The sequence below is a fragment of the Rahnella rivi genome (assembly GCF_019049655.1).
Lineage (GTDB): Bacteria > Pseudomonadota > Gammaproteobacteria > Enterobacterales > Enterobacteriaceae > Rahnella > Rahnella rivi.
The window spans coordinates 102,514-127,426 of the sequence record NZ_JAFMOX010000063.1 but is presented as its reverse complement, the minus strand read 5'-3'; the positions used below and the strand labels follow the sequence as shown (position 1 = coordinate 127,426).

The 24,913-nt window shown below is 54.9% G+C and carries 23 protein-coding genes; 16 read left to right on the top strand and 7 right to left on the bottom strand.

The window, feature by feature from the left end; genetic code table 11:
- The first annotated feature begins 148 nt into the window (after positions 1 to 148).
- On the top strand, positions 149 to 1,294 hold the full coding sequence (gene lldD, locus J1779_RS17095; protein WP_217204338.1) for an FMN-dependent L-lactate dehydrogenase LldD: 1,146 nt from the start codon (positions 149 to 151) through the stop codon (positions 1,292 to 1,294).
- Positions 1,295 to 1,457: 163 nt separating this feature from the next.
- Positions 1,458 to 2,297: a MetQ/NlpA family ABC transporter substrate-binding protein gene (locus tag J1779_RS17090; protein ID WP_217204337.1), complete on the top strand. Its 840-nt coding sequence runs from the start codon at positions 1,458 to 1,460 to the stop codon at positions 2,295 to 2,297.
- An 80-nt stretch (positions 2,298 to 2,377) separates the two neighbouring features.
- Here the strand turns inward: J1779_RS17090 and mntP are convergent, their stop codons facing one another.
- Together mntP and J1779_RS17080 are read right to left on the bottom strand one after the other, a co-directional pair.
- On the bottom strand, positions 2,378 to 2,950 hold the full coding sequence (gene mntP / locus J1779_RS17085) for a manganese efflux pump MntP (RefSeq protein ID WP_056775123.1): 573 nt from the start codon (positions 2,948 to 2,950) through the stop codon (positions 2,378 to 2,380).
- A gap of 354 nt (positions 2,951 to 3,304) precedes the next feature.
- On the bottom strand, positions 3,305 to 4,444 hold the full coding sequence (locus tag J1779_RS17080; protein WP_238485194.1) for a GGDEF domain-containing protein: 1,140 nt from the start codon (positions 4,442 to 4,444) through the stop codon (positions 3,305 to 3,307).
- Positions 4,445 to 4,688: 244 nt separating this feature from the next.
- Between J1779_RS17080 and kup the strand changes: the two genes are divergently transcribed.
- Entirely contained in the window at positions 4,689 to 6,563 is a 1,875-nt protein-coding gene (kup, locus tag J1779_RS17075; RefSeq protein ID WP_122096899.1) for a low affinity potassium transporter Kup, read from the top strand.
- A 45-nt stretch (positions 6,564 to 6,608) separates the two neighbouring features.
- Here the strand turns inward: kup and J1779_RS17070 are convergent, their stop codons facing one another.
- Entirely contained in the window at positions 6,609 to 7,400 is a 792-nt protein-coding gene (locus tag J1779_RS17070) for a hypothetical protein (RefSeq protein ID WP_217204336.1), read from the bottom strand.
- Between the two features lie 207 nt (positions 7,401 to 7,607).
- Between J1779_RS17070 and J1779_RS17065 the strand changes: the two genes are divergently transcribed.
- The 8 genes from J1779_RS17065 (at position 7,608) to J1779_RS17030 (ending at position 15,385) form a co-directional block, all read left to right on the top strand.
- A complete protein-coding gene (locus J1779_RS17065) occupies positions 7,608 to 8,375 on the top strand; it encodes a basic amino acid ABC transporter substrate-binding protein (RefSeq protein ID WP_122096901.1) in 768 nt (255 codons plus the stop codon).
- A 60-nt stretch (positions 8,376 to 8,435) separates the two neighbouring features.
- On the top strand, positions 8,436 to 9,200 hold the full coding sequence (locus tag J1779_RS17060; protein ID WP_056775108.1) for an amino acid ABC transporter permease: 765 nt from the start codon (positions 8,436 to 8,438) through the stop codon (positions 9,198 to 9,200).
- Positions 9,187 to 9,909: an amino acid ABC transporter ATP-binding protein gene (locus J1779_RS17055; protein WP_056775167.1), complete on the top strand. Its 723-nt coding sequence runs from the start codon at positions 9,187 to 9,189 to the stop codon at positions 9,907 to 9,909. The genes J1779_RS17060 and J1779_RS17055 overlap by 14 nt, the downstream gene beginning before the upstream one ends.
- 53 nt (positions 9,910 to 9,962) lie before the next feature.
- Complete coding sequence (locus J1779_RS17050) at positions 9,963 to 10,850, top strand: serine hydrolase domain-containing protein (protein WP_217204335.1); 888 nt, start codon at positions 9,963 to 9,965, stop codon at positions 10,848 to 10,850.
- A gap of 69 nt (positions 10,851 to 10,919) precedes the next feature.
- On the top strand, positions 10,920 to 11,933 hold the full coding sequence (locus J1779_RS17045; protein WP_217204334.1) for an ROK family protein: 1,014 nt from the start codon (positions 10,920 to 10,922) through the stop codon (positions 11,931 to 11,933).
- A 79-nt stretch (positions 11,934 to 12,012) separates the two neighbouring features.
- A complete protein-coding gene (locus tag J1779_RS17040) occupies positions 12,013 to 13,185 on the top strand; it encodes an MFS transporter (protein ID WP_056775098.1) in 1,173 nt (390 codons plus the stop codon).
- Between the two features lie 102 nt (positions 13,186 to 13,287).
- The gene (locus J1779_RS17035; RefSeq protein WP_217204333.1) at positions 13,288 to 14,112 is read left to right on the top strand and encodes a Cof-type HAD-IIB family hydrolase; all 825 of its coding nucleotides are present in this window, start codon (positions 13,288 to 13,290) and stop codon (positions 14,110 to 14,112) included.
- A 787-nt stretch (positions 14,113 to 14,899) separates the two neighbouring features.
- Positions 14,900 to 15,385: a helix-turn-helix transcriptional regulator gene (locus J1779_RS17030; RefSeq protein ID WP_162997903.1), complete on the top strand. Its 486-nt coding sequence runs from the start codon at positions 14,900 to 14,902 to the stop codon at positions 15,383 to 15,385.
- A gap of 68 nt (positions 15,386 to 15,453) precedes the next feature.
- Here J1779_RS17030 and J1779_RS17025 read toward each other — a convergent pair whose 3' ends face one another.
- The 3 genes from J1779_RS17025 to J1779_RS17015 all read right to left on the bottom strand — a co-directional run bounded on the left by J1779_RS17025 (position 15,454) and on the right by J1779_RS17015 (position 17,432).
- Positions 15,454 to 16,038: a helix-turn-helix transcriptional regulator gene (locus J1779_RS17025; RefSeq protein WP_056775089.1), complete on the bottom strand. Its 585-nt coding sequence runs from the start codon at positions 16,036 to 16,038 to the stop codon at positions 15,454 to 15,456.
- A gap of 473 nt (positions 16,039 to 16,511) precedes the next feature.
- Positions 16,512 to 17,051: a glycine zipper family protein gene (locus J1779_RS17020; protein WP_056775086.1), complete on the bottom strand. Its 540-nt coding sequence runs from the start codon at positions 17,049 to 17,051 to the stop codon at positions 16,512 to 16,514.
- A gap of 15 nt (positions 17,052 to 17,066) precedes the next feature.
- Complete coding sequence (locus J1779_RS17015) at positions 17,067 to 17,432, bottom strand: hypothetical protein (protein WP_056775083.1); 366 nt, start codon at positions 17,430 to 17,432, stop codon at positions 17,067 to 17,069.
- A 748-nt stretch (positions 17,433 to 18,180) separates the two neighbouring features.
- Here J1779_RS17015 and J1779_RS17010 point away from each other — a divergent pair.
- The gene (locus J1779_RS17010; RefSeq protein WP_238485193.1) at positions 18,181 to 20,742 is read left to right on the top strand and encodes a YadA family autotransporter adhesin; all 2,562 of its coding nucleotides are present in this window, start codon (positions 18,181 to 18,183) and stop codon (positions 20,740 to 20,742) included.
- A gap of 52 nt (positions 20,743 to 20,794) precedes the next feature.
- Here the strand turns inward: J1779_RS17010 and mntR are convergent, their stop codons facing one another.
- Positions 20,795 to 21,244 carry a manganese-binding transcriptional regulator MntR gene (gene mntR, locus J1779_RS17005; RefSeq protein ID WP_122096966.1) on the bottom strand — a complete coding sequence of 150 codons (450 nt, stop codon included), beginning with the start codon at positions 21,242 to 21,244 and terminating at the stop codon, positions 20,795 to 20,797.
- 187 nt (positions 21,245 to 21,431) lie between these two features.
- On the opposite strand from mntR, the gene J1779_RS17000 reads away from it, so the two are divergent.
- Genes J1779_RS17000 through J1779_RS16985 form a run of 4 tightly spaced genes read left to right on the top strand, consistent with a single transcriptional unit; the run spans position 21,432 to position 24,881 of the window.
- Positions 21,432 to 22,373: a metal ABC transporter substrate-binding protein gene (locus J1779_RS17000; RefSeq protein WP_122096907.1), complete on the top strand. Its 942-nt coding sequence runs from the start codon at positions 21,432 to 21,434 to the stop codon at positions 22,371 to 22,373.
- Positions 22,370 to 23,176 (top strand): metal ABC transporter ATP-binding protein, encoded by an 807-nt coding sequence (locus J1779_RS16995; RefSeq protein ID WP_136377398.1) that lies wholly within the window; start codon positions 22,370 to 22,372, stop codon positions 23,174 to 23,176. Before J1779_RS17000 ends, J1779_RS16995 begins: the two co-directional genes overlap by 4 nt.
- A complete protein-coding gene (locus tag J1779_RS16990; RefSeq protein ID WP_217204331.1) occupies positions 23,173 to 24,030 on the top strand; it encodes a metal ABC transporter permease in 858 nt (285 codons plus the stop codon). The genes J1779_RS16995 and J1779_RS16990 overlap by 4 nt, the downstream gene beginning before the upstream one ends.
- Positions 24,027 to 24,881: a metal ABC transporter permease gene (locus J1779_RS16985; RefSeq protein WP_122096909.1), complete on the top strand. Its 855-nt coding sequence runs from the start codon at positions 24,027 to 24,029 to the stop codon at positions 24,879 to 24,881. Before J1779_RS16990 ends, J1779_RS16985 begins: the two co-directional genes overlap by 4 nt.
- The last annotated feature ends 32 nt before the right edge of the window (positions 24,882 to 24,913 follow it).

The following is a 24,913-nucleotide window of genomic DNA, read 5'->3' as shown; positions in this document are numbered from 1 at the left end:
GTAAACTTCTCCTTCACCCCGCAGTATTTCTGACCTTAAAAACACCCGCATTCGTTGTCATTGTTTTCTCAGGGGTTGTGTTTATCAACTACACTTCTGACACCCCTACAGCGCCGCTAAAAAGAGCGCAAGACAACGAGAAAACATCATGATCATTTCAGCATCGACGGACTACCGCGCTGCGGCAAAAAGTAAGTTGCCGCCATTTCTGTTTCACTACATCGACGGGGGGGCTTACAACGAGCATACGCTCAGACGTAACACCGCCGATCTGGCTGATATTGCCCTGCGTCAGCGCGTCCTGAAAAACATGTCAGATCTGAGCCTTGAGACGCAGCTGTTTGGTGAAAAACTGGCGATGCCGGTGATCCTGGCGCCCGTCGGTCTGACCGGCATGTATGCCCGCCGCGGCGAAGTGCAGGCCGCGCGCGCGGCGGCGAAAAAAGGCATTCCCTTCACCCTTTCCACCGTTTCCGTCTGCCCGATTGAAGAGGTTGCGCCGGCCATCGACCGGCCAATGTGGTTCCAGCTTTACGTGCTGAAAGATCGCGGATTTATGCGCAATGCGCTGGAGCGCGCTCAGGCCGCAGGCGTCAACACGCTGGTGTTTACCGTGGATATGCCGGTGCCGGGCGCACGTTACCGCGACGCCCATTCCGGCATGAGCGGCCCGAACGCAGCCGCCCGTCGTATGTTGCAGGCGGTGATGCACCCGCAATGGGCGTGGGATGTTGGCCTGAACGGCAAGCCGCACGACCTCGGTAATGTTTCCGCCTATCGCCGGAAACCGACCACGCTGGAAGATTATATCGGCTGGCTGGGGGCGAACTTTGACCCGTCCATTTCATGGAAAGATCTGGAGTGGATCCGCGAGTTCTGGAAAGGCCCGATGATCATTAAAGGCATTCTGGACCCGGAAGATGCCAGAGACGCGGTGAAATTCGGCGCTGACGGCATTGTGGTGTCCAACCACGGTGGCCGCCAGCTCGACGGTGTGCTCTCCACCGCCCACGCGCTGCCTGCCATCGCCGATGCGGTGAAAGGTGACATCACCATTCTCGCGGATTCCGGCATCCGCACCGGTCTGGACGTGGTGCGTATGATTGCGCTCGGCGCAGACAGCGTGCTGCTTGGTCGCGCCTTTGTGTATGCGCTGGCCGCAGCGGGTGAGGCGGGAGTGATTAATTTGCTTAACCTGATTGAAAAGGAGATGCGTGTAGCAATGACGCTGACCGGGGCGAAGACCATCGGTGAGATTGGCGCCGGATCGCTGGTGCGCGGCGCGGGGCGGTGAAACGGCAGCCTCAGTGGCATCTCAATTTTCCAGATATCCAAGAGAGAAATGCGCATAAGTAACGCTGTCAGGATGTGTCAGCATAGGTGTGTCTGGGGTGCGCCCGTCGGGGCGAAAAGCCGCCATCACACTTATTCTAAAGGCTTATCTGAAGGGAATGCTTATGCTGAAAAATCTTGTTCTGCCGTCTTCTGCCCCCGTTTCTATTGCCGGACGTTTGTCGGCTGTGGCGTTGTTACTTTCTTCCGTTTCGGCCTGGGCCGCGGAGCCGTTGCGGGTGCAGGCTGATGCCGTGCCGCACGCCGAAATTCTGGCGTATGTGCAGAAAATTGACCCCGGCCTGAATCTGAAAGTGATCGAAATTCCCAGCGGGCTGAACCCTAACGAACTGCTGGCGCATGGCGATATTGACGCCAATTATTTCCAGCATGTGCCGTATTTGCTGTCACAGGAAAAGGCGCTGAAGGTGAAGTTTGTCGTGGCGGCGCAGGTTCACATCGAGCCGCTGGGCGTCTATTCCAGCCGTCATAAAAGCTATGCGGATGTGCCGCAAAACGGCACCGTCGCCGTGCCTAACAACGAAACCAATCTGAGCCGCGCGTTGTATTTGTTGCAAAGTCAGGGGCTTATCACGCTGAAGGACGGCTTTAACGATCCGGCTAAAAATCAGGCCACGCCGCGCGACATTGCCACTAACCCGAAGAACCTGAAAATTCTGGAAGTGGAATCCCCGCAGATCCCGCGTTCTTTGCCGGACGTTGATCTGGCAGTGATTAACGGTAACTTTGCGCTGGAAGCGGGGCTGAGCCCGGCGAAGGATGCGCTGGGTCTGGAGAAAGCGCAGGGCAACCCGTATGCCAATATTCTGGTGACCACGGAGAAACTGCAAAACGATCCACGGATTAAGCAACTGGCAAAAGACCTGCAATCGCCGCAGGTGGCGCAGTTCATCAGTGAAACGTTTAAAGGTTCGGTGTTACCGGTGACCGCGGCGAAAAGCTGACAGGATCTGAGCAGGCGTAAAACGCAAAAAAGGGAACCGGCGTTCCCTTTTTTCATGTCTTCAGCTGGCGTTCTGAACGATCAGTTCAGCAGCCCGAGGTGTTCGACCAGGATGGACGTGCCGATGCCTATCAGCACAACGCCACCCAGCACTTCGGCCCATTTTCCGATGGCCGCCCCTAAAAAACGGCCCAGCAACATGCCAGAGGTGGCCATGATGGTGGTGGCGGCACCGATGGCGAGCGCCATCACCAGAATGTTAACCTGCAGGAAGGCGAGGCCGACGCCCACGGCCATCGCATCAAGGCTGGTGGCAATGGCGGTGGTGACCAGCAGCCAGAATCCGTGACGGTGCGGTATCTCTGTTTCTTCGCCGGTATCTTTCTTAAATCCCTGCATAATCATACGGCTGCCCAGCACCAGCAGCAGGGTGAACGCGACCCAATGATCCCACTCCATGATGAACTGAGTGGCTGCAAGGCCAATGGCCCATCCGATCACTGGCGTAATGGCTTCAATCACGCCAAAAATAATCCCGGTGCGTAACGCTTCTTTCAGCGGCGGGCGGTGCAGGGATGCGCCTTTACCGATTGCCGCAGCAAACGCATCCATCGACATGCCGAACGCCAGAATAACGACCGTATAAAATTGCATAAAACAGACCAGTCAGGCCTTTCGTCAAACAAAAGGCGCCTTATTAAAAGAGGCGTGCAGTTTGCCACAGAAGATAAAATAAAAAAACCATAATATTCAATCAGTTATAGCATGCGTTAAGAATGTTAGCACAGGCTATATTTGTATGAAAAGGCTTCAAAAATGCAAGGGTATTGGTGGTTGAGGAGGAAAAACGTGAGTTATCATAATAATTTACGCGCCCGCTTAATTATGCAGCGGGTCTTATTTTGAGCAGGAGGCAGCGGCGGGTGACGGATGAGCCGCTGACGGGTGGGAAAGATTTTTTCCTGCGTCCGGCTTTCCCATCGTCTGAATCTGCAAAATCAACGCTGCTTACTGGCACCAGCGGTTGCGGCCCTGTTCTTTTGCCCGGTAGAGCGCGGCATCGGCGGCGGCGATCAGTTCGGCAACGCGTTTTCCGTGATCATAACCGGTCACACCCATGCTGACGGTGACGTGTTCGCTCACCTGCGATTGCGCGTGAGGCATGGCCTGCTCGCTGATTTTGGCGCGAATACGTTCAGCCACGGCGATGGCTTCCTCAACGGATGCGCCTGGCAGCAGAACCAGAAACTCTTCCCCGCCATAGCGTGCGACCAGATCTTTCGGGGTGCGCACGGCGTCTTTCAGCGCGCGGGCGATCGCCACCAGACAGTGATCGCCGGCCTGATGCCCGTAGTGATCGTTGTAGCGTTTGAAATAATCGACATCCAGCATGATCAGCGCAAACGGCAGACGCTGAGCTACCGCCATGTCCAGATGGCTTTCCATTCCGCGCCGGTTGGCGGTTTCAGTCAGCGGATCCTGGCTGGCCAGCGTGTCCAGATAAGAGATCAGCACCAGATTATCCTGATGGCGTTGCCAGTTTTCATCGAACCAGTGCTGCAAAATATGACGCCCGTAAATCAGAATCAGCGAGAAAAGACACCAGATAACGAAAAACCGCAAATTAAGATCTGAATATAGGCTGATGTTGGACAGTAACGCGGATAACCACAGCGGGGTGGCGTACAGCAATAATCCGCGGGGATAAAAGTAGAGTGCTGACAGTGCCGTGAGGATCAGAATAATGACCAGCGGATACGACACCGGCAACTGCCATAAGGTGACAAAGTAGTAGCAGCTGTATGCCCAGATTGCCCCCGTCAGCAGGAACACCAGATCGAACAAAAGACACCGTAACGACGTCAGCCGCTTTTCCCCGATAAAGACGACGCCGAGGCTGCCCGCCGCCAGGGCGATCACCACGCCCATGGTGATATCGATGATGTCCAGCACAGAGGCGGGTACCGGGGGAACGGCGGCATCGGCATGGCCGAAAATCTGGCTGCGGCACAGAACGATGACCGCGAAACTGAAGTTGATGAACGCAAACCAGGGCACACTTTTTGAGAGCGCGTAGGCAACCATCTCCTCACGCCTTTTCCACAGCGGCAAATTGATTGTTGGCGGTTTTCTTTTCTCGCTCACCATGGGATTGACCTCAGACATTGGGCGATAAGGACGGACAAACAATGTCACCCCGCAGGGTAACGGCATTAAAGTAATAGACACATTCTTGTCAAAACACCAAACACGGTCACGCTTTGCGCTGAAAAAATCCGCTTATTTCTCTGAGTTATGGGCATTTTTCTGCCCGCAGCAGGGCAAATTCACACCAGCATCTATACTGCGTGAATGGGGCCGCAAAGGCTTCCCCAAAACATGGCGAAGACGCATGAAACACATACAAAATAAGTCGTCGCTGCTCAGCGCGACGACCGCCTGCATCGGTGTCGTTTATGGTGATATTGGTACCAGCCCGCTTTATACCTTGCGCGAATGTCTGACCGGGCAGTCCGGGATCACGCTGACCCAAAGTTCGCTGTTCGGATTTTTGTCGCTGATTTTCTGGTTGCTGATGCTGGTGGTGTCAGTGAAATACATCAGCTTTGTGATGCGCGCGGATAACGACGGGGAAGGCGGGATCCTTACGCTGATGTCGCTGGCGGTGCGTCACCTGAATCCGCGCTGGGTGCCGGTCATTATGTTTCTCGGCCTGGTCGGCGGCAGTTTCTTTTATGGCGACGGCGTCATCACGCCCGCAATCTCCGTGCTTTCCGCCATTGAAGGGCTGGAGCTTATTGCGCCGTCTTTCGATCGCTTTATCATTCCGGCGGCCGTTGCGGTGCTGACACTGCTGTTCTTCATTCAGAAAAACGGCACTGGCAGCGTGGGAAAAATCTTTGCGCCGGTGATGGTGGTGTGGTTTGTGGTGCTGGCGATATTGGGGATCGGCGGGATTATGCGCAACCCGGACGTGTTGCAGGCGCTGAACCCTTACTGGGCGCTGCATTTTTTTGTCGAATTCAAAACGGTGTCGTTCTTCGCGCTGGGCATGGTGGTGCTGTCGGTAACCGGTGGCGAAGCCTTGTACGCGGATATGGGGCATTTTGGTAAGAAACCGATCCGCATCGCGTGGGTTGTGCTGGTTGGCCCGGCGCTGGTGATGAATTATTTCGGTCAGGGCGCGTTGCTGCTCAGCCACCCTGACGCTATCCAGAATCCGTTTTTCCTTCTGGCGCCCGGCTGGGCGTTGATCCCGCTGCTGGTGCTGGCGACGCTGGCGACGGTGATTGCCTCGCAGGCGGTGATTTCCGGCGTGTTCTCCCTGACGCGTCAGGCTGTGCGCATGGGGTATCTGCCTCCGATGCGCATCATCTATACCTCTGACGTCGAATCCGGACAGATTTACATCCCGGTGGTCAACTGGCTGCTTTACGTCGCGGTACTGATCGCCATTCTCAGCTTTAAACATTCCAGCAATCTGGCTTCGGCCTACGGGATTGTGGTCACCGGCACCATGGTCATCACCTCTTTGCTGATTGGGATTGTGATGGTGAAAAACTGGGGATGGAAAACCTGGGCTGGCGGGCTGGTGATGACGCTGATGCTGCTGATTGACGTACCCTTGTTTGCCGCTAACCTGACAAAACTGTTCTCCGGCGGCTGGCTGCCGGTGGTGATCGGCCTGACCATTTTGCTGATTATGCTGACCTGGAAAACGGAGCGTTCGCGGTTGTTGCGCCGGTTGCGTCAGGATCCGGAAGCGCTGGAAGCACTGATCACCTCGCTGGAAAAGGCGCCGCCGAAACGGGTGCCCGGCACCGCTGTGGTGATGTCGCGCGGGTTGTACGAGGTCCCGCTGGTCTTACTGCACAATCTTAAACATAACAAGATCCTGCATGAGCGGGTGATTTTACTGACCATGATCACGGCGGATGTGCCTTATGTGCACAACGTGAGACGCGTGAACATTGAACAGCTTTCTCCGACTTTCTGGCGGGTGATCGCCAATTATGGCTGGCGTGAAAAACCTAACGTAGAGGATATTTTGTATCGCTGCGGGCTGGAAGGGCTGAAATGTACCATGAACGAAACGTCATTCTTTATGTCCCGCGATACCTTTATTCTCGGCGATCCGCGTCCGTGGTATCTGAAAGCGCGGGGTAAACTGTTCCAGGTGTTGCAGCGCAACTCGCTGCGCGCGCCGGAGCAATTCCATATTCCGCCGAACCGGGTGATCGAGCTGGGGGCTGTGGTGAAATTCTGACGGCTATCACCGCGTATTCAGGCTGAATACGCGGTGATAAGAGGGCTACGCCTGCGGGGTTTGCGTCAGGTTTGTGACGTCCTGAGTGGCAGATTCCTGTGAGGTTTTCGCCTGCTCATTGGTGACCGGTGCGGCTGGCGTCACAGTTTTCGTTTGCTCAGTGGTGGCCGGTGCGGCTGGCGTCGCGGCCTGCGTTTGCTCAGTGGCGGCCGGTGTGGCTGGCGTTGCGGCCTGCGTTTGCTCAGTGGTCGCCTGTGTGGCTGGCGTTGCCGCCTGCGTTTGTTCAGTGGCAGCCGGTGTGGCTGGCGTTGCGGCCTGGGTTTGCTCAGTGGTCGCCGGTGTAGCTGGCGTTGCCGCCTGCGTTTGCTCAGCGGCTGCCGGGGCTTCCATTTGAATATTCGGCAGTGAAGGAACAGGTTCTGCCGGAATGGATTCTGACTTAGGTTTCGGCACCGGTGTGGCGGCACGCACTAAGAAGGTGGGTTTGAGATCCGCCACAGAATAGGTGACATGGCTAATCACATCGCTGGATGTCGTGACGTCGACAGGGGAAATCGACACGCGGCCAATCAGTGAGCGGGCATAGCCACCCACTTTATGTTTGCCCTCAGGCAGTTTGACCTCCAGAGACTCGCCGACGCCCAGCGCTCCGGCGTCTTTGTCATCCACGGTCACGTAAAGTTTGGTGCCATCATCGGTTTTCGTCGGGATATGCGTCACGGTTACCCGCGTCGAGCCGAAATCGAAAGCCGGTGCCTGTTCGGCGGTTTTCGGTTTTGCGCATCCTGTGAGGGCAAAAACGGCTGCAACGGCAGCAAGGGTAAAACGATAACTCATAGTTCGGTATCTTCCTTTGAGGGATTTTTGTGATCTGCGTATCAATATACCCGATCTGAGGATTGAGATGAATGCGATGACGGGGAACTCGGAACAATCTTCTCTTCAGTTTGTAACCGCCACACAACTTTAAGTTGAAGCGCTTCGTCAATTTGTGTATTTTTATGCAAATTATATGCATAAAAACACAATCACACAGGAGTGACCATGCTTAAGTCCTTAATTCTCACCGGGTGTCTGCTTTCTTCTTTAATCACATCAGCCTTTGCCGCACAGACGACCTACGTTGTCGGTTCCGGCGGCACTTACCGTCCGTTCGAATATGAAAACAGCCAGAAACAGCTGGAAGGTTTTGATATCGACATCATCAAAGCCATTGCCAAAGCGGAAAACTTTGACATCAAACTGGTGAACACGCCGTGGGAAGGTATTTTCGCTACGCTCAATTCCGGCGACCGCGACATCATCATTTCCGGCATCACCATTACCGACAAACGTAAAGCGATGGTCGATTTTTCCGCGCCTTACTTCCCGGCCGAACAGTCCATCGTGGTGCCTGTGGATTCTAAAGTAGATTCCGTTGCCGCGCTGAAAGGCCAGAAAGTGGGCGTGGTGAACTCCAGCACCGGGGATATTGTGGTGTCCGACACGCTCGGCAAAAACAGCACCGACATCAAACGTTTTGATAACACGCCGCTGATGTTGCAGGAACTGGCGGAAGACGGCATCGGCGCAGCCGTCGGCGACGTGGGCGTGGTGAAGTACTACATCAAATCCCATCCTGAAAAAGCCCTGAAACTGGTGCCGGACAGCAAGTTTGAGCGTCAGTATTTCGGTATTGCGGTGGCGAAAGACAACACCGAGTTGCTGGGTAAAATCAACGCCGGTTTGAAGAAAATCGTGGCTGACGGCACCTACGCGAAAATCTACGAAACCTGGTTTGATAAGAACGTTCCAACGCTTCCCGCTCAATAATATTTTCAACACGAACAACGTTAATCAGGGGCGGTAACACGCCCCTGAACAAGGACAGGTATGACCGGATTTCGCTGGGAGATAATCTCAGAATACGCGCCGCTGTTTGTCGAGGGCGCGCTGATGACCATCAAATGCACCATTATTTGCGTCATTTTAGGCACCAGTTGGGGGTTGCTGCTCGGCCTCGGCCGCATGGCGCGCGCCGACGACGGCCCGTGGAAACACATTCTGCGCTTTGCCGTGCAATGGCCGGTGCGCATTTACGTCAGTGCGTTTCGCGGTACGCCGCTGTTTGTGCAGATCATGGTGGTTCACTTTGCGCTGGTGCCGCTGTTTATCAATCCGCGTGACGGCATTCTGGTCGCTAACGGCCTGATGTCTTCGGAGTTTGCCCGCGCATTACGGTCTGATTACGGCGCGTTTTTATCCTGCGTGGTGGCGATCACCCTGAACGCCGGAGCCTATGTCTCCGAGATTTTCCGTGCGGGTATTCAGTCTATCGACAACGGTCAGATGGAAGCATCCCGTGCGCTGGGGATGGGCTGGGGCAAAACCATGCGCAAAGTGATTTTGCCGCAGGCATTCCGCCGCATTCTGCCGCCGCTGGGGAATAACGCTATCGCGATTGTGAAAGATTCCTCGCTGGCTTCGGCGATTGGTCTGGCCGATCTGGCCTACGCCGCGCGTACCGTTTCCGGCGCTTACGCCACCTACTGGGAACCCTACCTGACCATTTCACTGGTTTACTGGGTGCTGACTTTCCTGCTCTCGCTGCTGGTTCAACACATGGAAAAGAGGTTTGGCAAAAGTGATTCACGTTAAGGATTTACAGAAACAGTTTGGCGAAACGCACGTGTTGCGCGGCATTTCCTGTGACATCGCAGAGAAAGAAGTGGTGTGCATTATCGGGCCTTCCGGCTCTGGCAAAAGCACCTTCCTGCGCTGTCTGAACGCGCTGGAAAAGCCTAACGGCGGTGAAGTGGTGGTGAACGGTTTTGCGGTGCATGATCCGAAAACCAATCTGAATACGCTGCGTTCCGGCGTGGGCATGGTGTTTCAGCGCTTTAATCTGTTCCCGCACATGACCGTGCTGGAAAACCTGATCATGGCGCCCATGTCGCTGAAAGGGTTGTCGAAAGCCGAAGCGGTCACGCGTGCCGAAAAGCTGCTGCAAAAAGTCGGGCTGATCGACAAAATCGACGCCTGGCCTTCCAGTTTGTCCGGCGGCCAGCAACAGCGCGTGGCGATTGCCCGTGCGCTGGCGATGGAACCGTCGATCATGCTTTTCGATGAACCGACGTCGGCGCTGGATCCGGAACTGGTGGGCGAAGTGCTGGCGGTGATGAAACAGCTGGCGCTGGAAGGCATGACGATGGTGATCGTCACGCACGAAATGGGCTTCGCCCGTGAAGTGGCCGACCGGGTGGTGTTTATCGATCAGGGCGTGATTCAGGAACAGGGGCCGCCTGAGCAACTGTTTACCGCGCCGGAAAATCCGCGAACCCGTGAATTTTTGAGTAAAGTACTATAACCCGACGGGCGCTTTCATCAGCGCCCGTTTTCTTTCATGTCATGAGGTCAGTCATGCCTGAATTCCATTCGTATTGTATTTCCGCCTCGGGTGAGGAAAGGAGCGAAGGCGATGCCGATGCCCGCTTTCCTTACTGGAGCTTCACCAAAACCGCGATCGCGATTTGTGCGCTGAAGCTGCGTGAAAACGGTGCGGTGGATCTGGACAGAGGGATTGACGGCGGGGCTTACACGCTGCGCCAACTGCTCAGTCACACCGCCGGATTGCCGGATTACGGCGCGCTGAAGGCTTATCACGCCGCGGTGGCTGCCGGTGATCAACCCTGGTCACGCGACAGGTTACTGAGTGCCACGTTAGCCAACGGCATGTTGTTTGCGCCAGGCGAGGGCTGGTCTTATTCCAATGTCGGCTACATGCTGGCCAGGGAACACATCGAAGCCGCATCAGGGCGGAGTTTTGCGCAACTGGTGGCTGACTTCATCACGACACCGCTCGGGCTGACCAGCATAACCCTTGCCACCACCCGCGAACAGTTCGCCCGGCTTCACTGCGCCGCCGCCGGCACTTACCATCCGGGCTGGGTGTATCACGGCTGCCTGACCGGCAACGTACGCGACGCGGCCAGACTGTTGCACGGATTATTCAGCGGCAACCTGCTGAGCGCGGCGTCGCTGGCCGACATGCAGGTGACCCGTCTTCTCGCCGGTGCCCTTGCAGGTCGGCCATGGACCGAATGCGGTTACGCGCTGGGGCTGATGAGCGGAGCAATGGGCGAGAGCGGGCGGTCTGTGGGGCATTCTGGCGGCGGGCCGTCGTGCGTGAATGCGGTCTATCACTTCCCGGATCTGCACGAAGCGGTGACCGGTGCCTGTTTTACCGACGGGCATGACGAAGGCGTGGCCGAGACAGAACTCACCCGACGCGTGCTGAACATGGGGTAACCGCAGGCGCTTACCGGTTCCACTTTGTGCTAAATTACCCGCCATTCTTACCTGTTTGCCCGAGGCCATATGTTTACTCCGCTCAACCGTACAACCCGTGAAATGAAAATCAATAATGTGGTGCTGGTCACCCATGCTTTGAAATCACTGGGCTCTGCGACCAAAGCTGAGCTGGCGGTGGCGACGGGGCTGAGCGTCGCCACCTGCGGCACCGTGCTGAATGAACTGAGCGGCAGCCGTGAAGTGCTGGCGCTGGAACGTGAAGTGTCGCGCGGTGGCCGCCCTGCGCAGCGGTATGCGTACAACCCGGATTATTTCTCGGTGCTCAGTATTTATGTGCAGGGAAGTGACGCCGCAGCGCAGATCGTCTGGACCGTGAATACTGCCATTGGCGGATGTCTGGCGCAGGGTGAAGAGCGGTTTCTGCCACAGGACCGGCAGGGGTTTTATCGCCTTGTCGCCGGTATCCTGGCACAGTATCCGAACATCACCGCGCTGGGGCTGGGGTTGCCGGGGGTGGTGGTGAAAGGGCAGGTCGCGACCTGCGACATCAGCGCCTTCGCCGGTGTGCCGGTGGAGCAGGAGCTGCGCGACCGTTTCGCTATTTATGTGCAGGTGGACAATGACATGAACTACACCGCCTACGGCTTTTATCGCAGCAGCTGCGCCGGAATCACTGCGCCGGTGGCCTATATTTTCAAACCGGAAGTGCCTTGCCTCGGCTGCGGCATGGTGATCAACGGGCAGGTGTTGCAGGGTGCCAGCCAGTTTGCCGGTGAGGTGTCTAATCTGCCGTTCAGCGGGATGGATAAACTGCCGGTGGCCGACGAAATGTCAAAAGTCATCGTCTCGCTGGCGGCGATCATCAACCCAATGACTATCGCGCTGTCCGGCCCGAAAATCAGCCAGGCGCTCATCCCGGAATTACTCGCGCGCTGCCACCAGCACATTCCACAGGAGCATATGCCTGAACTGGTGTACAGGCCGTCGATGCGTCAGGATTACTTGCAAGGCATCACCGAACTGACGTTAAACAACTATAACCGTCACGTCGCCTTCAGCACGCAGACCGGCGCGCATTGACTTTAGTTTCCGGACGCCAATATACTCGGCACTTATTAAAAGACTTTTAATAACTCATCTGACCGTCGGAGAACGCCTTTTGTCACTCTCATCTGAACTACCTGATACGCCTGACCACATCGGGAGCCCGGCCAAACGGGTCGCTACCCGCTCAATCTTTTTTGTCACCGGCATGGCGATGGGGTTGTGGGCCGCGCTGGTGCCCTACGCGCAGTTACGCACGCATTCGGAAGCGGGAGATCTCGGCCTGCTGCTGCTGTGCCTCGGCGCGGGTTCGTTACTCTCCATGCTGGGATCCGGGCGGCTGATTGGCCGGTTTGGCTGCCGGGGGGTGATCATCGCCTCGGTCATTTTGTATTGCCTGATGCTGCCGCTGCTGGCGTTGTTTAGCGACATCTGGCTGCTGGCGGTGAGCCTGTTCATTTTCGGCATGGGCATCGGGCTGGCAGATGTCTCGGTGAACGTGCAGGGAACGCTGGTCGAGCAGGCCGCGGATAAGCCGCTGATGTCCGGTTTTCACTGCTTATGGAGCGTCGGCTGTATCGCCGGTGCCGGCGGCGGTTCGTTGCTGCTGAGCTCGGGCGTTTCACCGCTCGGCAGTACGTTTTACGCCATCGCACTGGTGATTATCGTGACCGCGTACTCCTGTCGTGGCCTGTTGCCGTTTGGCGCGCATGAGGAAGAGCACGTTGAAGGAAAAGCCAAACCACGGCCTAACTTCCGCCTGGTACTGATGGCGGTGATGGCTATGATCTGCTTTATGGCCGAAGGCGCGGTACTTGACTGGGGCGGCGTATTCCTGACGCGCGAACGTGGTCTGGCACTGGAACATGCGGGCTGGGGGTTTGCCGTCTTTGCTGTCGCAATGTCGCTGATGCGCATGACCGGCGACGCCATCGTCAGCGCGCTGGGGCGTAAACGTGTGCTGGTGGTGGGCGGCATTTTGGGCATTGCCGGTTATCTGATGGTGGTGCTGTTACCGGGCTGGATCCTGCCACTGTGTGGTTTTGCGCTGGTGGGTATTGGCGCGGCGAATATCGTGCCGGTGCTGATCACTCTCGCAGGGCAGGAGAAAGTCATGCCGGTCAATATGTCGGTGGCGATGGTGGCGACGCTGGGTTATCTCGGCGTGCTCGGCGGCCCGGCGCTGATCGGGTTTATCGCGCATCTCTCCAGCCTGTACGTGGCATTCTCAGGCGTCGCGGCGGCTTTCCTGATCATCACCTTCGGCGCGTACAAATTAAAATATTAATGATTTTGGGATAACTGAGTCACACTGAACCGCGGGCGGGTCGTAAAACGCCCGCTTTTTTTCTATTTTCGCCTTTTATCATCTGACCCTGTAGGAGCTGCAATGGCCGTAAAACTTATCGCCGTCGACATGGATGGCACGTTCCTGAATGAATATAGCGAATATAACCAGGCACGTTTTAGCGAGCAGTATCAGGAATTATTGCGTCGCCGTATCAAATTTGTGGTTGCCAGCGGCAACCAGTATTACCAGCTGAAATCCTTCTTTGATGAGCTGGATGACCAGATCGCCTACGTCGCCGAAGGTGGCGCTTACGTGGTCGATAAAAAGCAGGAGCTGTATTGCGCCAGCCTGGAGCGTGAACAGGTCTCTCAGGTCCTGCAATGGATTGGCCGCACGCCCGGCATCAATAACCTTGTCTGCGGCAGAAAAGGGGCTTACGTGCTCGAGGGCACCGATGAAGAGTTCATCCGTCGCATGAGCCATTACTATCACCGTCTGAGCAAAGTGCCGACCTACGCGCACATCGATGACACCATTTTTAAATTTGCACTCAGCTATGTGGAAGATGACGTGTATCCGCTGATGGGGGAAATCACCCAGCAACTCGGCAACATTGTTGCGCCGGTCACCAGCGGCCATGGATCGATTGACCTGATCATTACCGGTAATCACAAAGCGAACGGCCTGAAGAAAATCCAGCAGCGTTATGACATTCGCGATGAAGAAGTGATGACCTTCGGTGACAGCGGGAACGACCTGGAGATGCTCAGCTACGCCGGATACGGTTTCGCGATGGAAAATGCCTCTGAACCGGCAAAAGCGGCTGCCAAATACCGTGCGCCATCCAACCGGGAAGAGGGCGTGCTGAAAGTGATTGATGACTGGCTGAATGGCCGTGCGCCATTTGACGTTAATCACGGCTGACCAGCCCATGCAGCCACGTCAGCGGCCAGCGGCCCTCTGGCGTGGTTGTGCGTGAGCGATTCGTGCGGAAAATCTTATAGATCTCACTAATTAGAAATTTCGCGAAAAAAACGCGAAAATTCCTAGTCAGCCTGCTCGAATGCAGTGAGAATGTTTATGTGCTGTGACATAGTGTAAATGGCAAGTTAAATCTAAACGCCTTTTATTTTCAGCATGTAAATGTCAATCAGACTGCAATAATATTTCCTCAACAATTTCCCCAGGCACTATATCTGTCAGAACAGCCTTCCTGCTGGCATTATTCACCTTTTGTTTTCTGTTTTGCGGTTTTTAATTCTGCGGGCAGGGCTTTTTTGTAGATTATCGCGAAAACTTCTTAATAATCTGAATTCCACTCTCTGCCGGTACGGGCTCTCGACAATGTTAAGACTGAGAATTATGATTGTTGCGTTGAGAGAATTATCCTAAGGCAGTAAAATAAGGCACTGACATATTATGTCGTAATGTGTCAGCAAAGAGAACGCATAAGGGGTTCTGGTTTAGTTAAGGTTTAACAGGGAAGGGCAAACACAGTTTATATATCGCTTACGCAACCCTGCATGGCGCGGCGGGCGGAAGGTATTACTGATATTGCAGTTTATTTTCAATGGAACAATTTATGAAAGACACAGTGATAATCCATTCCGGCCATTATGAAATGCTGGCGATTTCGCACATTCTTAAAGAAGCAAAAGTGAAGCCGCGATCTTATTCATCATTAACGGAATTCTTTCATTCAGGGCCTGGAATGAGCGTGGGTTTTATTATTCTGGAAGTGAAAGAAGAGTCCTCAAACTTTGATGCCGCCATAAAGTTTTTGCGCAGGCTGAGCTTTTATTACACCCCGCCACAAATTATTGTCATGACCAAAATAGAAAAAGCCGAGAAACTGAGTTTACTGGCAGAACTTCAGGTAGATATGATCATCTCCGAGCAGGAAGATTTTTCTATTCTCAGAAAAATGTTGATCACCGGCGTGACCGACCTTAACTATCACATGGCGGTGAGCCCGTTCCTCAAACAGAAAGATAATGATTTTACCCGCGCGGCGAAAAAGCATTTAACCGAGATGGAATGGCAAGTGCTGAGTGCCATACAGCAAATGAAAAGCAACGCCACCATTGCCTGTAAACTCGGACGCAGCGTTAAGACGGTCAGCACGCATAAAAGAAATGCGATGAAAAAGCTGGGGCTGAAAAACTCGATTGAGCTTTATAAATACCTGATGCAGTAACCGGAGAAAGGGCGTGAGGATGAGGGTGTGATGAGGACCCTCACTGCACGGGCAGAGAGGGGGTGGCGTCAGATGGAGTGGTTGAGCACTTTATTTAGGTAGTTGAACAACTCTTTTGTACTCTTCAGTTTTAACTTCTTCATGGCGCTGTATTTGTAGTAATAGAGATTTGAGGCCGGTATTGCGGTGATTTTCTCGATATTTTTCATCTTAGCGTTCTTCGACAAACACCGCAGTAAAATCGCTTCATTTTTCGTCAGAATGAAGTCCTCAATGAAAGGCAATATAGATTCATATTTCCCCGTCAGCAGGCTATCGAAAAAGAAAAACACTTTAGATAATGCATTGTTTTTGCACAGGTGAAAGTCTGACAACCGGCTGTTAACAATAACATTATCGCTAAGAATGATTATCTTGCAGTCTTCTTTGGTGTTCGTTTTTAAGTTATAAATAAACTTGTCTATGTCGTATTCAAAACTCACTGCGCCGGGTTCGATAATGTAAATATCGAATTTCTGGCTATTCTTATCTAAGGCGTATTCTGCGCTGATTTGATTAAAAATAATGCTCTTTGATGTGTTAATCAGAGAGAAGACATTCTCCAATCCCAAAAAAGTCAACGTGCATGAGTCAATAATTGCAATCCGCAACATTAATTCATTCCTTTAAATTAAAAAAATTCCATTTGATAAACGGGTTGTGACTCTGATGGTTTACCTCCGTTATATTCATCCATCATTCTGGCATTTATAATATATAGTATTATTCCTACCGTCAATGTAAGTGAATTTAAAACATTATATAAATGTCATTAAATGTTTCAAAAATAATTTCGCAACAGGTTGAAAATAAAAGAATTTTAAATGACAGTGAATGAAATATATTATTGGCGTCGGATTATTTTGCAAATCTTTATTGAATACTAGAATATTCCTACATAAGCAGACAAACCTTACAAAGATATATCCCCTCCCGTTGATTGAAATCAACGTATCAGCCAGGGGTCTTTTGGTTCATTTCTCAGAGCGGTGCAAATATAGCCAGTGTGCGGCCAGTAATGAAATAAGGCTGCCGGAAGCGGGCAGCCTTTAAGCGGTGTTTACAGTGTGTCAGTGAACCTGAGCGGTCAGGGGACGTAATCAGGTGGCACGCCGCTGTCCTCCTGAGGCGCCGGGTTGTAATCCGGCGGTACCGGCGACTGCGGCGGGGAATACTGATTATCACTGTAACCGGCGTCAACCGGCACTTTGTTGCCTTTGGCATACATGCACTGGGTGTAAACCGTGTCGTACTGATCTTGCAAATCGCCGCTGCTGGCACCGGCGCTGTTGCTGCCCATGGCGCTGCCGATCAGTAATCCGCTGCCCGCGCCGATCAATGCTCCCGGTCCGGCATGACCGGAGGCGGCGCCGAGCAAAGCACCTGCCGCTGCACCGACCACCGTCCCTGCCGCCGCCGTGCCCGCCGCATTATTACTGGCGGTTTCTGCGCCGCCGTTAACACTGCCGTAAGCGGCGTTGCGGCAGGACATTTCATCCATCCGGAACGACTGATAACTTTTACCGGTGCCCGGCAGCACCATCACATCAGGCCGGGTAGGAGGCGAAACGCAGCCCGTCAGCGCTGCGGCCAGGGCGAGCATTGCCACCGGAGTAAACCTGTTCATCACTTTTATTACCTGTTAACGGGGTGCTGAATCGCCCACTACCACTTTCATCCATCCCCGCGGACAAGCAGGAACGCGCGGGTAATAGCCCGCCGGATTCTGGCAGTAATACGCATAGTTTGGCGTTTTCTCAACGTAAGTCTGTGGTTGCGCGGGCGCAACATAGACCACTGGCGGCGGCGGATAATAGACCGGCGGCGGGATGCCGATCACCACGTTCGGACCATACCAGCCGCGGCCATAGCCACCGTGCCGGTAATAGCCATGCCCATAATAGCCGTGTCCATAATAACCCTGTCCGTAATAGCCATAGGCGAACGACGCTGAACTGACGGACATCAGTACGCCAGCGGTCAGCATCAACAACAGCAGCCTCTTCATAACCACCTCTGAGATAGAAAACCCGTTGCGCGGAGTCGTAAAAAAAGCCACTTCTCCTGAGGCTAAAGATACTCTGCTGCCAGCGGAAAGGTTGGCGTGGAATTAGGGGGAACAGGACAAGGATGCGTCAGCAATTGTGTGTAAAAAATTCCGGAAACGCGAAATACTGACGTTCGGCTGCAATCAAACCCTCTCCCTTTTCTTCGCCCGCAAAGATAGCGAAAGTGAAGGCCATTCACCGGTATTTTCCTCACTTAAAGCTCGCTCTTAAATATCCGGCTCATAAAGAATTTTATTTCTTGAATAATAACTTGTGTAAATCAAAAATAAACGATTTTACAATTTAATTACCTGTGTAAGTTATATTGTTAAAGCGTTAAGGCAGGTAATTTAAAATTGATTTTTTCGGGTTTACCTTTTTAAAAATTGTCTGATAGCATAATCACTTCCCCTGAAATCCTTTTTAATGCGCTGAGTGTTATTGTTGTTAAGTTCAATAAAATCAATGTATTGTGAATTTTGTATTTTCCTTTTTTTATTTCATTGCATTCAGGGGAAAACCGTTAATGCATGAGTGAATGACGGGCCGAAATGCTTGTAAAAACGTTAACGGCATTCAGGCGTTAATTATTTCATCGTTCAATAAACACCGGCATTGAAATATGCCCGCCTTGGGCCGTAGCGGCCTTATCCGCTGCAAATGATCTGTACACACTACTCATGGCATGGAGCCACAAAGGGAGTTGAAATGAATAAAATATCTCGTCTGACCTGGAATTTTGCATCGAAAGTCCGGTTCGTCTCGGGTGAGTTGGCGGGGCAAAAGATAAAACGGATAAGTGGCCTGACGGGTATCGTGGCCGCGACGCTGATATCTTTACCGGCCAATGCGCAGGGTGCCGTTCAGGCCTCAGGGGGTGCGAAACCTGAAGATAAGGTGGCTGCGGGCAAACGTGCCACCGACGGGCTTAGCCTCCTGCAACTACAGGCCGTCACCGGCAGCGATGTGCAATACGATACCAACCCGGACGGATCCTTTGACTACAACAACATCACGTTAGGCGGAACAACGTACAGCAGCACGACCAAAAGCGGAGGAACGCGGATCACCAATGTTGCTGCGGGCACCAGTGGCGGTGATGCGGTCAACGTTGATCAGCTCAATGATTCCGTGACGAAAGTCAAAACGCATTATTCCAGCGTGAATGATGGCGGCACGGCGGGAGCGAACTACAACAATGATGGTGCGAAGGGGGCGTATTCGCTGGCCACCGGTGCGGGTGCGACCGTCGATGCCAGTTCAGGCAATGGCGTGGCTATCGGTAAAAATGCCACGGTGAGTTCGTCAAAAGGCAGCGTGGTTATCGGCAGCGATGCCACCGGCAGCTACAGCGTTGCCGGCGCGAATGCTAATCAGGTTGTGATTGGTAACGCGGCCTCAGCCACGGGTGTGTCTTCCATTGCGCTCGGCGATACCGCCAGTGCGACAGCCTCCTCGACGATGGCCTTCGGTTCGGGGGCCAGCGCCAGCGGCACCGGGTCGGCAGTGATGGGCTGGCGTGCGTCAGCCAGCGGGCAGGCGGCGGTGGCGTTGGGTGCGCAGGCATTGGCATCCGGCACCTCCTCTCTTGCTTTTGGCTATGGTGCGACCGCCTCAATCAACAACAGTGTGGCCCTCGGTGCGGGTGCGGTAACGTCTCCGGTAGTGGCGACAACCGGCACGAAGATCCGCGGGAAGGATTATGTTTTCGCCGCAGGGGCGCCCGCAGGCACAGTGAGCCTTGGCGCGCTCGGCAGCGAGCGCACGCTGACCCGCATGGCGGCCGGGCGGCTGAGTTCAGACAGCACCGACGGCGTGAACGGTTCACAACTGTTTGCCACCAATCAGGCCATTGAGAATCTGAATCTCAGCTTCACCGATCTGGATAACCATGCGTTGAAATACGACACCAACGCCGACGGTTCAGTGAACTACAACCGCATGACGACAGGCGGCAGCGCCTATAACAGCAGCACCCACACCGGCGGGACAATATTGACCAACGTGGCGGACGGCTCCGCGCCGAGCGATGCAGTGAACTTCTCTCAGCTGACCGAAACCAATAACAGTATTAGCAGCATCTACAGCAGCGGCACGAAATACACTCACGCAAATTCAACCGGTGCTGATTCCTCGGCGACGGGGGCGGACGCCGTGGCGATAGGGCAGAGTGCTGCCGCCAGCGCAACCAACGCGGTCGCTATCGGTAACGGAGCGCAGGCGGGCACCGCGAACAGCGTGGCGCTGGGCGATGGCGCAAAAACACAGGCGACGGTCGCCACTTCCGGCGTCACCCTTCAGGGGAAAGACTATGTTTTTGCAGGCAGCTCGCCGGTGGGAACGGTCAGCGTCGGCGATACCGGCACGGAACGCACCATCACGAATGTGGCCGCCGGACAGATCAACGCCACCAGCACCGACGCCGTCAACGGATCCCAGCTGTACGCGGTGACGGATGCGATCAACAACATCAATGGCGGCATGGCGAGTCTGGATACGCTTTCCGTTAAATATGATCTCAACAGCGACGGCACGACCAATTACAGCAAAATCACGCTGTCCGGCGACCCGACCACCCTCACTAACGTTGCGGCAGGCACGCAGGACAGCGACGCGGTGAATTATGCCCAGCTCAGCGCGGTTTCTGCCGGGGTGAATAATATCGCCAGCGGGACAGAGGGCATGTTCCAGGTCAGCAACACCAGCAAACGTGCGAAACCGGTCGCCAGCGGCAAAGAGGCCACTGCCGGGGGCGCCGGCGCCGTCGCGTCCGGGGATAACAGTACCGCCCTCGGCTCGAATGCTCGCGCTTCTGCCGCAAATTCCGTTGCGCTGGGGGCGGATTCTCTTGCCGATCGCGCCAACTCGGTTTCGGTAGGTTCTGCGGGGGCGGAGCGTCAGATAACTAATGTGGCGACAGGCACCCGCGGTACCGATGCGGTGAACGTTCGCCAGTTAACATCGGGCGTTACCCAGGCCAACCAATACACGGATAACAAGTTCGGCGCGTTGAAAAACCTGGTGGATGACAATAATGACAAGCTGAGTGCCGGTATCGCCGGGGCCATGGCGATGGCCAGTCTGCCGCAGCCTTACGCGCCGGGCGCCAGTATGGTGAGCATGGGGGGAGGGACGTATCAGGATCAGTCCTCCGTCGCGCTGGGGGTGTCCACTATTTCTGAAAATGGCAGATGGGTGACCAAAATGTCCGGCAGCAGCAACTCGCAGGGGGAGATGGGTGCCGCCGTCGGGGTAGGGTATCAGTGGTAATGGCGTAAGGTATCGAAGGAATGCCCCTGTTTACGGGGGCAAACCTTCAGGATCAGGACGAGGATTTCTGACTTGCGGTAAAGCGCCGGAACGCTTCCAGCGTTTCATCACTCACGTGATGCTCGACGCCTTCGGCATCCAGCCGTGCGGTTTCGGCACTGATGCCCAGCGCAATGAAGAACGCCTCCACCACGTTGTGACGCTCGCGGTTTTCCGCCGCCAGTTTCTCGCCTTCCGGCGTGAGGAAGGTGCCGCGATAAGGCAACTGATGAACCAGCCCGGCATTCGCCAGACGCTTCAGGGTTTTCGCCACGGTGGGTTGCGAAACGCCCAGACGTGCAGCCAGATCCACCTGACGCGCTTCGCCGAACTCGCGGATCAGATCGGAAATCAGTTCAACGTAATCATCCATCAGTTCCCGTCGGTGCGCCTCGCGCACCTGTAAAAAACCCTGAGCGTGTTCTTCAACATCCAGCAACGGATTTAATTTTTTATCTTTCACTGCGCCTGCCTCTTTCTTGCTCAACGGTTTCTTACCGCCGCCGCTTTGCGCGACAACGAACCGCATTGTAAACCAACAACACATATCTACCAATTTCTGCGAACTTTGCCTTGGCTATGGAGTATAGCCTATGCTATACCTGAATAATAAACCGCCGACAGCCGGACAGAGTGACAGGAGAAAATTCATGGGAAATGGACAAAACATTGTAAAACTATTCAGTCAGTCGCCGTTCCGTTTACGGCTGATGCTGATCGGCATGATCGTGGCGCTGATCACCGGCAATGCAACGGCGGCGGAGAAAGACAAAAAAAAGTTTAAAGTGGTGACGACCTTCACGGTGATCCAGGACATCGCGCAAAACGTTGCCGGTGATGCCGCCACGGTGGAGTCCATCACCAAACCCGGTGCGGAAATTCACGATTATCAGCCGACGCCGCGTGACATCGTAAAAACGCAGTCCGCCGATCTGATCCTGTGGAACGGATTTAACCTCGAACGCTGGTTCGGGCGCTTCTTTGCCAACATCAAAAATGTGCCGTCCGCGACCGTCACCGACGGCATCGCGCCGCTGCCGATCCAGGAAGGGCCTTATCTCGGCAACCCAAATCCGCACGCGTGGATGTCGGCGAAAAATGCGCTGGTGTACGTGGAGAATATCCGCGCAGCGCTGGTGAAATACGACCCTGAAAACGCCGCAACCTACGACCGCAACGCCAAAAGCTATGCCGAAAAAATCACCCGGCTGGATGCGCCGCTGCGCGAACGTCTGGCAAAAATTCCGGCTCAGCAGCGCTGGTTAGTCACCAGCGAGGGCGCGTTCAGCTATCTGGCGAAAGATTATGATTTGAAAGAAGCCTATCTGTGGCCGATCAACGCCGAAGAGCAGGGCACGCCGCAGCAGGTGAAAAAACTGATCGACCTGGTGCGCCAGCAAAACATCCCGGTGGTGTTCAGCGAAAGCACCATTTCGGATAAACCGGCCAAACAGGTCAGCAAAGAGACAGGCGCGAAATATGGCGGAGTGCTGTATGTCGATTCCCTGTCTGCGGCGGATGGCCCGGTACCGACCTACATTGATTTGCTGAAAGTCACGGTCGGCACCATTGCACAAGGATTCGGCCAATGAGTGATACCGCGCTGCATCTCGACGTCGATAACATTTCAGTGACCTACAACAATGGTCACACCGCCATAGAGAATGCGTCGTTCCGCCTGAGCGGCGGATCGATTTGCGCGCTGCTGGGCGTCAACGGCAGCGGCAAATCCACCCTGTTCAAAACCATCATGGGCATTATTCGCCCGACGCACGGCAGCGTGACGCTTGATGGCCTGAACGTCAGCAAAGCCCTGAAGCAGAATCTGATCGCTTACGTGCCGCAGTCTGAAGACGTGGACTGGAACTTTCCGGTGCTGGTGCGTGATGTGGTGATGATGGGGCGCTACGGCAAAATGTCATTTCTGCGAATTCCCTCGCAGGAAGATAAAAAACAGGTGGCGTCGGCGCTGGCGCGTGTTGGCCTGACCGATCTGGCACAGCGTCAGATCGGCGAGCTTTCCGGTGGTCAGAAAAAACGCGTGTTTCTTGCCCGTGCGCTGGCACAGCAAGGGCGCGTGATGTTGCTCGACGAGCCGTTCACCGGCGTGGATATCAAAACAGAAAACGCCATTATCGATCTGCTGCGCCAGCTGCGTGAAGAGGGGCATCTGATCCTGGTGTCGACCCACAACATCGCCAGCGTGCCGGATTTCTGCGACCGCGTGGTGTTGATAAACCGGACGGTGATCGCCGCCGGGCCTCTTGACACCACCTTTACCCATCCGAATCTTGAGAATACGTTCGGCGGCGCACTGCGCAATATCGGCTATTTAGTCCCGCAGGAAACGGCCGCGATGCCAGAAACCCTGTCACCGATAAGGCGGGTGAAATGATAGACCTGCTGCTTGAGCCGTTTCATTACAACTATATGGTGAAAGCCATCTGGGTCAGTGCGGGGGTCGGCGCGGTGTGTGCGTTTTTGTCCGCGTATCTGATGCTCAAGGGCTGGTCGCTGATGGGCGATGCGTTATCGCATTCCGTGGTACCGGGCGTGGCGGGCGCGTATGCGCTGGGCTTCCCTTACGCCATTGGTGCCTTTGGCACCGGCATTCTGGCCGCGCTGTCCATGACGCTGCTACGCCATTTCACCAAACTGCGTGAAGACGCCATCATTGGCTTTGTTTTTTCCACCTTCTTCGCCCTCGGCCTGCTGCTGGTGTCCCTGAATCCGACCTCCGTCAACGTGCAGTCGATCCTGTTCGGCAACATTTTAGGCATCGACGACGCCGACATTTTGCAGGTGCAAATCATCGTCGGCATTTCCCTGCTGGTGCTGTGTGTCATCTGGCGCGACCTGCTGGCGGTCTTTTTCGATGAAGCGCATGCGCGCTCGGTCGGCCTTTCTCCGCTGTGGCTGAAGGTGATTTTCTTCACCATTTTCAGCGCGTGCAGCGTGGCGGCGCTCCAGACCGTCGGCGCGATTTTAGTGATCGCCATGGTGATTACGCCTGGCGCGACGGCGTATCTGCTGTCCGACCGCTTTTCGCACCTGCTGATTATCTCAGTGATGATCGGCGCGGTAACCAGCGCGCTGGGCGCATGGCTCAGTTATTACCTCGACGGTGCCACCGGCGGGGTGATCGTCTGTCTGCAAACCACCGTTTTTCTGCTGGCATTTTTGTTCGCACCGAAACACGGCTGGCTGGCGAATCATTTCCGTCTTAAACGTTCAGGGAGCCGCGCATGATGGCCTGGATGGATGTGCTGATGGAGCCGATGAGCTTCGACTTTATGCAGCGCGCGTTGCTCACCGCCGCGGCCACCAGCGTGGTCTGCGCGATATTTTCCTGTTTTCTGGTGCTCAAAGGCTGGTCGCTGATGGGCGACGCCATCTCTCATGCGGTGCTGCCCGGCGTGGTGCTGGCCTATCTGGCGGGGATCCCGCTGGTGATCGGCGCGTTCGGTTCCGGCCTGTTTTGTGCAGTCGCCACTGGTTTCATCAAGGAGCATTGCCGTGTAAAAGAAGATTCGGTGATGGGCATCGTGTTTTCCGGCATGTTCGCCGCCGGACTGGTGCTGTTCTCGCGGGTGAATACTGAGCAGCATCTCAGCCATATTCTGTTCGGTAACGTGCTCGGCGTCACCGACAGCGAAATGCTGCAAACGCTGATCATCGCGTTTATCGTCACCCTGGCGATTATCATCAAATTCAAAGACCTGATGCTGTTTTGTTTTGACCCGGTACAGGCGAAGGTTATCGGGCTGCCGGTGCGTTTTTATCACTATGCGCTGCTGTGTCTGCTGGCGCTGACCATCGTTGCCGCGTTGCAGGCGGTCGGCGTGGTGCTGGTGGTGGCGATGCTGATTACCCCCGGCATCACCGCCTTTCTGCTGTGTAAAACCCTGCCGAAAATGATGGCGGTGGCGGTGACCGCGTCACTGCTGGCGGCGGTGTCCGGCACCTTTATCAGTTTTTATATCGATGCCGCGACCGGCCCGACCATCGTGCTGATTCAGGCGCTGATTTTCCTGCTGGCGCTGACGGTGCATCTGCTGCGCAAGGCGGTCAAACCGCGTCAGGCCGCCTCAAATCCCTGACAGCGCACCGAATGAATAGTGTTCCGGCGGAA

Bases quoted from the DNA above. Each gene is read 5' to 3' on its own strand.
- lldD (WP_217204338.1), top strand. From the start codon at position 149: ATGATCATTTCAGCATCGACGGACTACCGCGCTGCGGCAAAAAGTAAG.
- J1779_RS17090 (WP_217204337.1), top strand. From the start codon at position 1,458: ATGCTGAAAAATCTTGTTCTGCCGTCTTCTGCCCCCGTTTCTATTGCC.
- mntP (WP_056775123.1), bottom strand. From the start codon at position 2,950: ATGCAATTTTATACGGTCGTTATTCTGGCGTTCGGCATGTCGATGGAT.
- J1779_RS17080 (WP_238485194.1), bottom strand. From the start codon at position 4,444: ATGGTGAGCGAGAAAAGAAAACCGCCAACAATCAATTTGCCGCTGTGG.
- kup (WP_122096899.1), top strand. From the start codon at position 4,689: ATGAAACACATACAAAATAAGTCGTCGCTGCTCAGCGCGACGACCGCC.
- J1779_RS17070 (WP_217204336.1), bottom strand. From the start codon at position 7,400: ATGAGTTATCGTTTTACCCTTGCTGCCGTTGCAGCCGTTTTTGCCCTC.
- J1779_RS17065 (WP_122096901.1), top strand. From the start codon at position 7,608: ATGCTTAAGTCCTTAATTCTCACCGGGTGTCTGCTTTCTTCTTTAATC.
- J1779_RS17060 (WP_056775108.1), top strand. From the start codon at position 8,436: ATGACCGGATTTCGCTGGGAGATAATCTCAGAATACGCGCCGCTGTTT.
- J1779_RS17050 (WP_217204335.1), top strand. From the start codon at position 9,963: ATGCCTGAATTCCATTCGTATTGTATTTCCGCCTCGGGTGAGGAAAGG.
- J1779_RS17045 (WP_217204334.1), top strand. From the start codon at position 10,920: ATGTTTACTCCGCTCAACCGTACAACCCGTGAAATGAAAATCAATAAT.
- J1779_RS17035 (WP_217204333.1), top strand. From the start codon at position 13,288: ATGGCCGTAAAACTTATCGCCGTCGACATGGATGGCACGTTCCTGAAT.
- J1779_RS17030 (WP_162997903.1), top strand. From the start codon at position 14,900: ATGAGCGTGGGTTTTATTATTCTGGAAGTGAAAGAAGAGTCCTCAAAC.
- J1779_RS17025 (WP_056775089.1), bottom strand. From the start codon at position 16,038: ATGTTGCGGATTGCAATTATTGACTCATGCACGTTGACTTTTTTGGGA.
- J1779_RS17020 (WP_056775086.1), bottom strand. From the start codon at position 17,051: ATGAACAGGTTTACTCCGGTGGCAATGCTCGCCCTGGCCGCAGCGCTG.
- J1779_RS17015 (WP_056775083.1), bottom strand. From the start codon at position 17,432: ATGAAGAGGCTGCTGTTGTTGATGCTGACCGCTGGCGTACTGATGTCC.
- J1779_RS17010 (WP_238485193.1), top strand. From the start codon at position 18,181: ATGAATAAAATATCTCGTCTGACCTGGAATTTTGCATCGAAAGTCCGG.
- J1779_RS17000 (WP_122096907.1), top strand. From the start codon at position 21,432: ATGGGAAATGGACAAAACATTGTAAAACTATTCAGTCAGTCGCCGTTC.
- J1779_RS16995 (WP_136377398.1), top strand. From the start codon at position 22,370: ATGAGTGATACCGCGCTGCATCTCGACGTCGATAACATTTCAGTGACC.
- J1779_RS16990 (WP_217204331.1), top strand. From the start codon at position 23,173: ATGATAGACCTGCTGCTTGAGCCGTTTCATTACAACTATATGGTGAAA.
- J1779_RS16985 (WP_122096909.1), top strand. From the start codon at position 24,027: ATGATGGCCTGGATGGATGTGCTGATGGAGCCGATGAGCTTCGACTTT.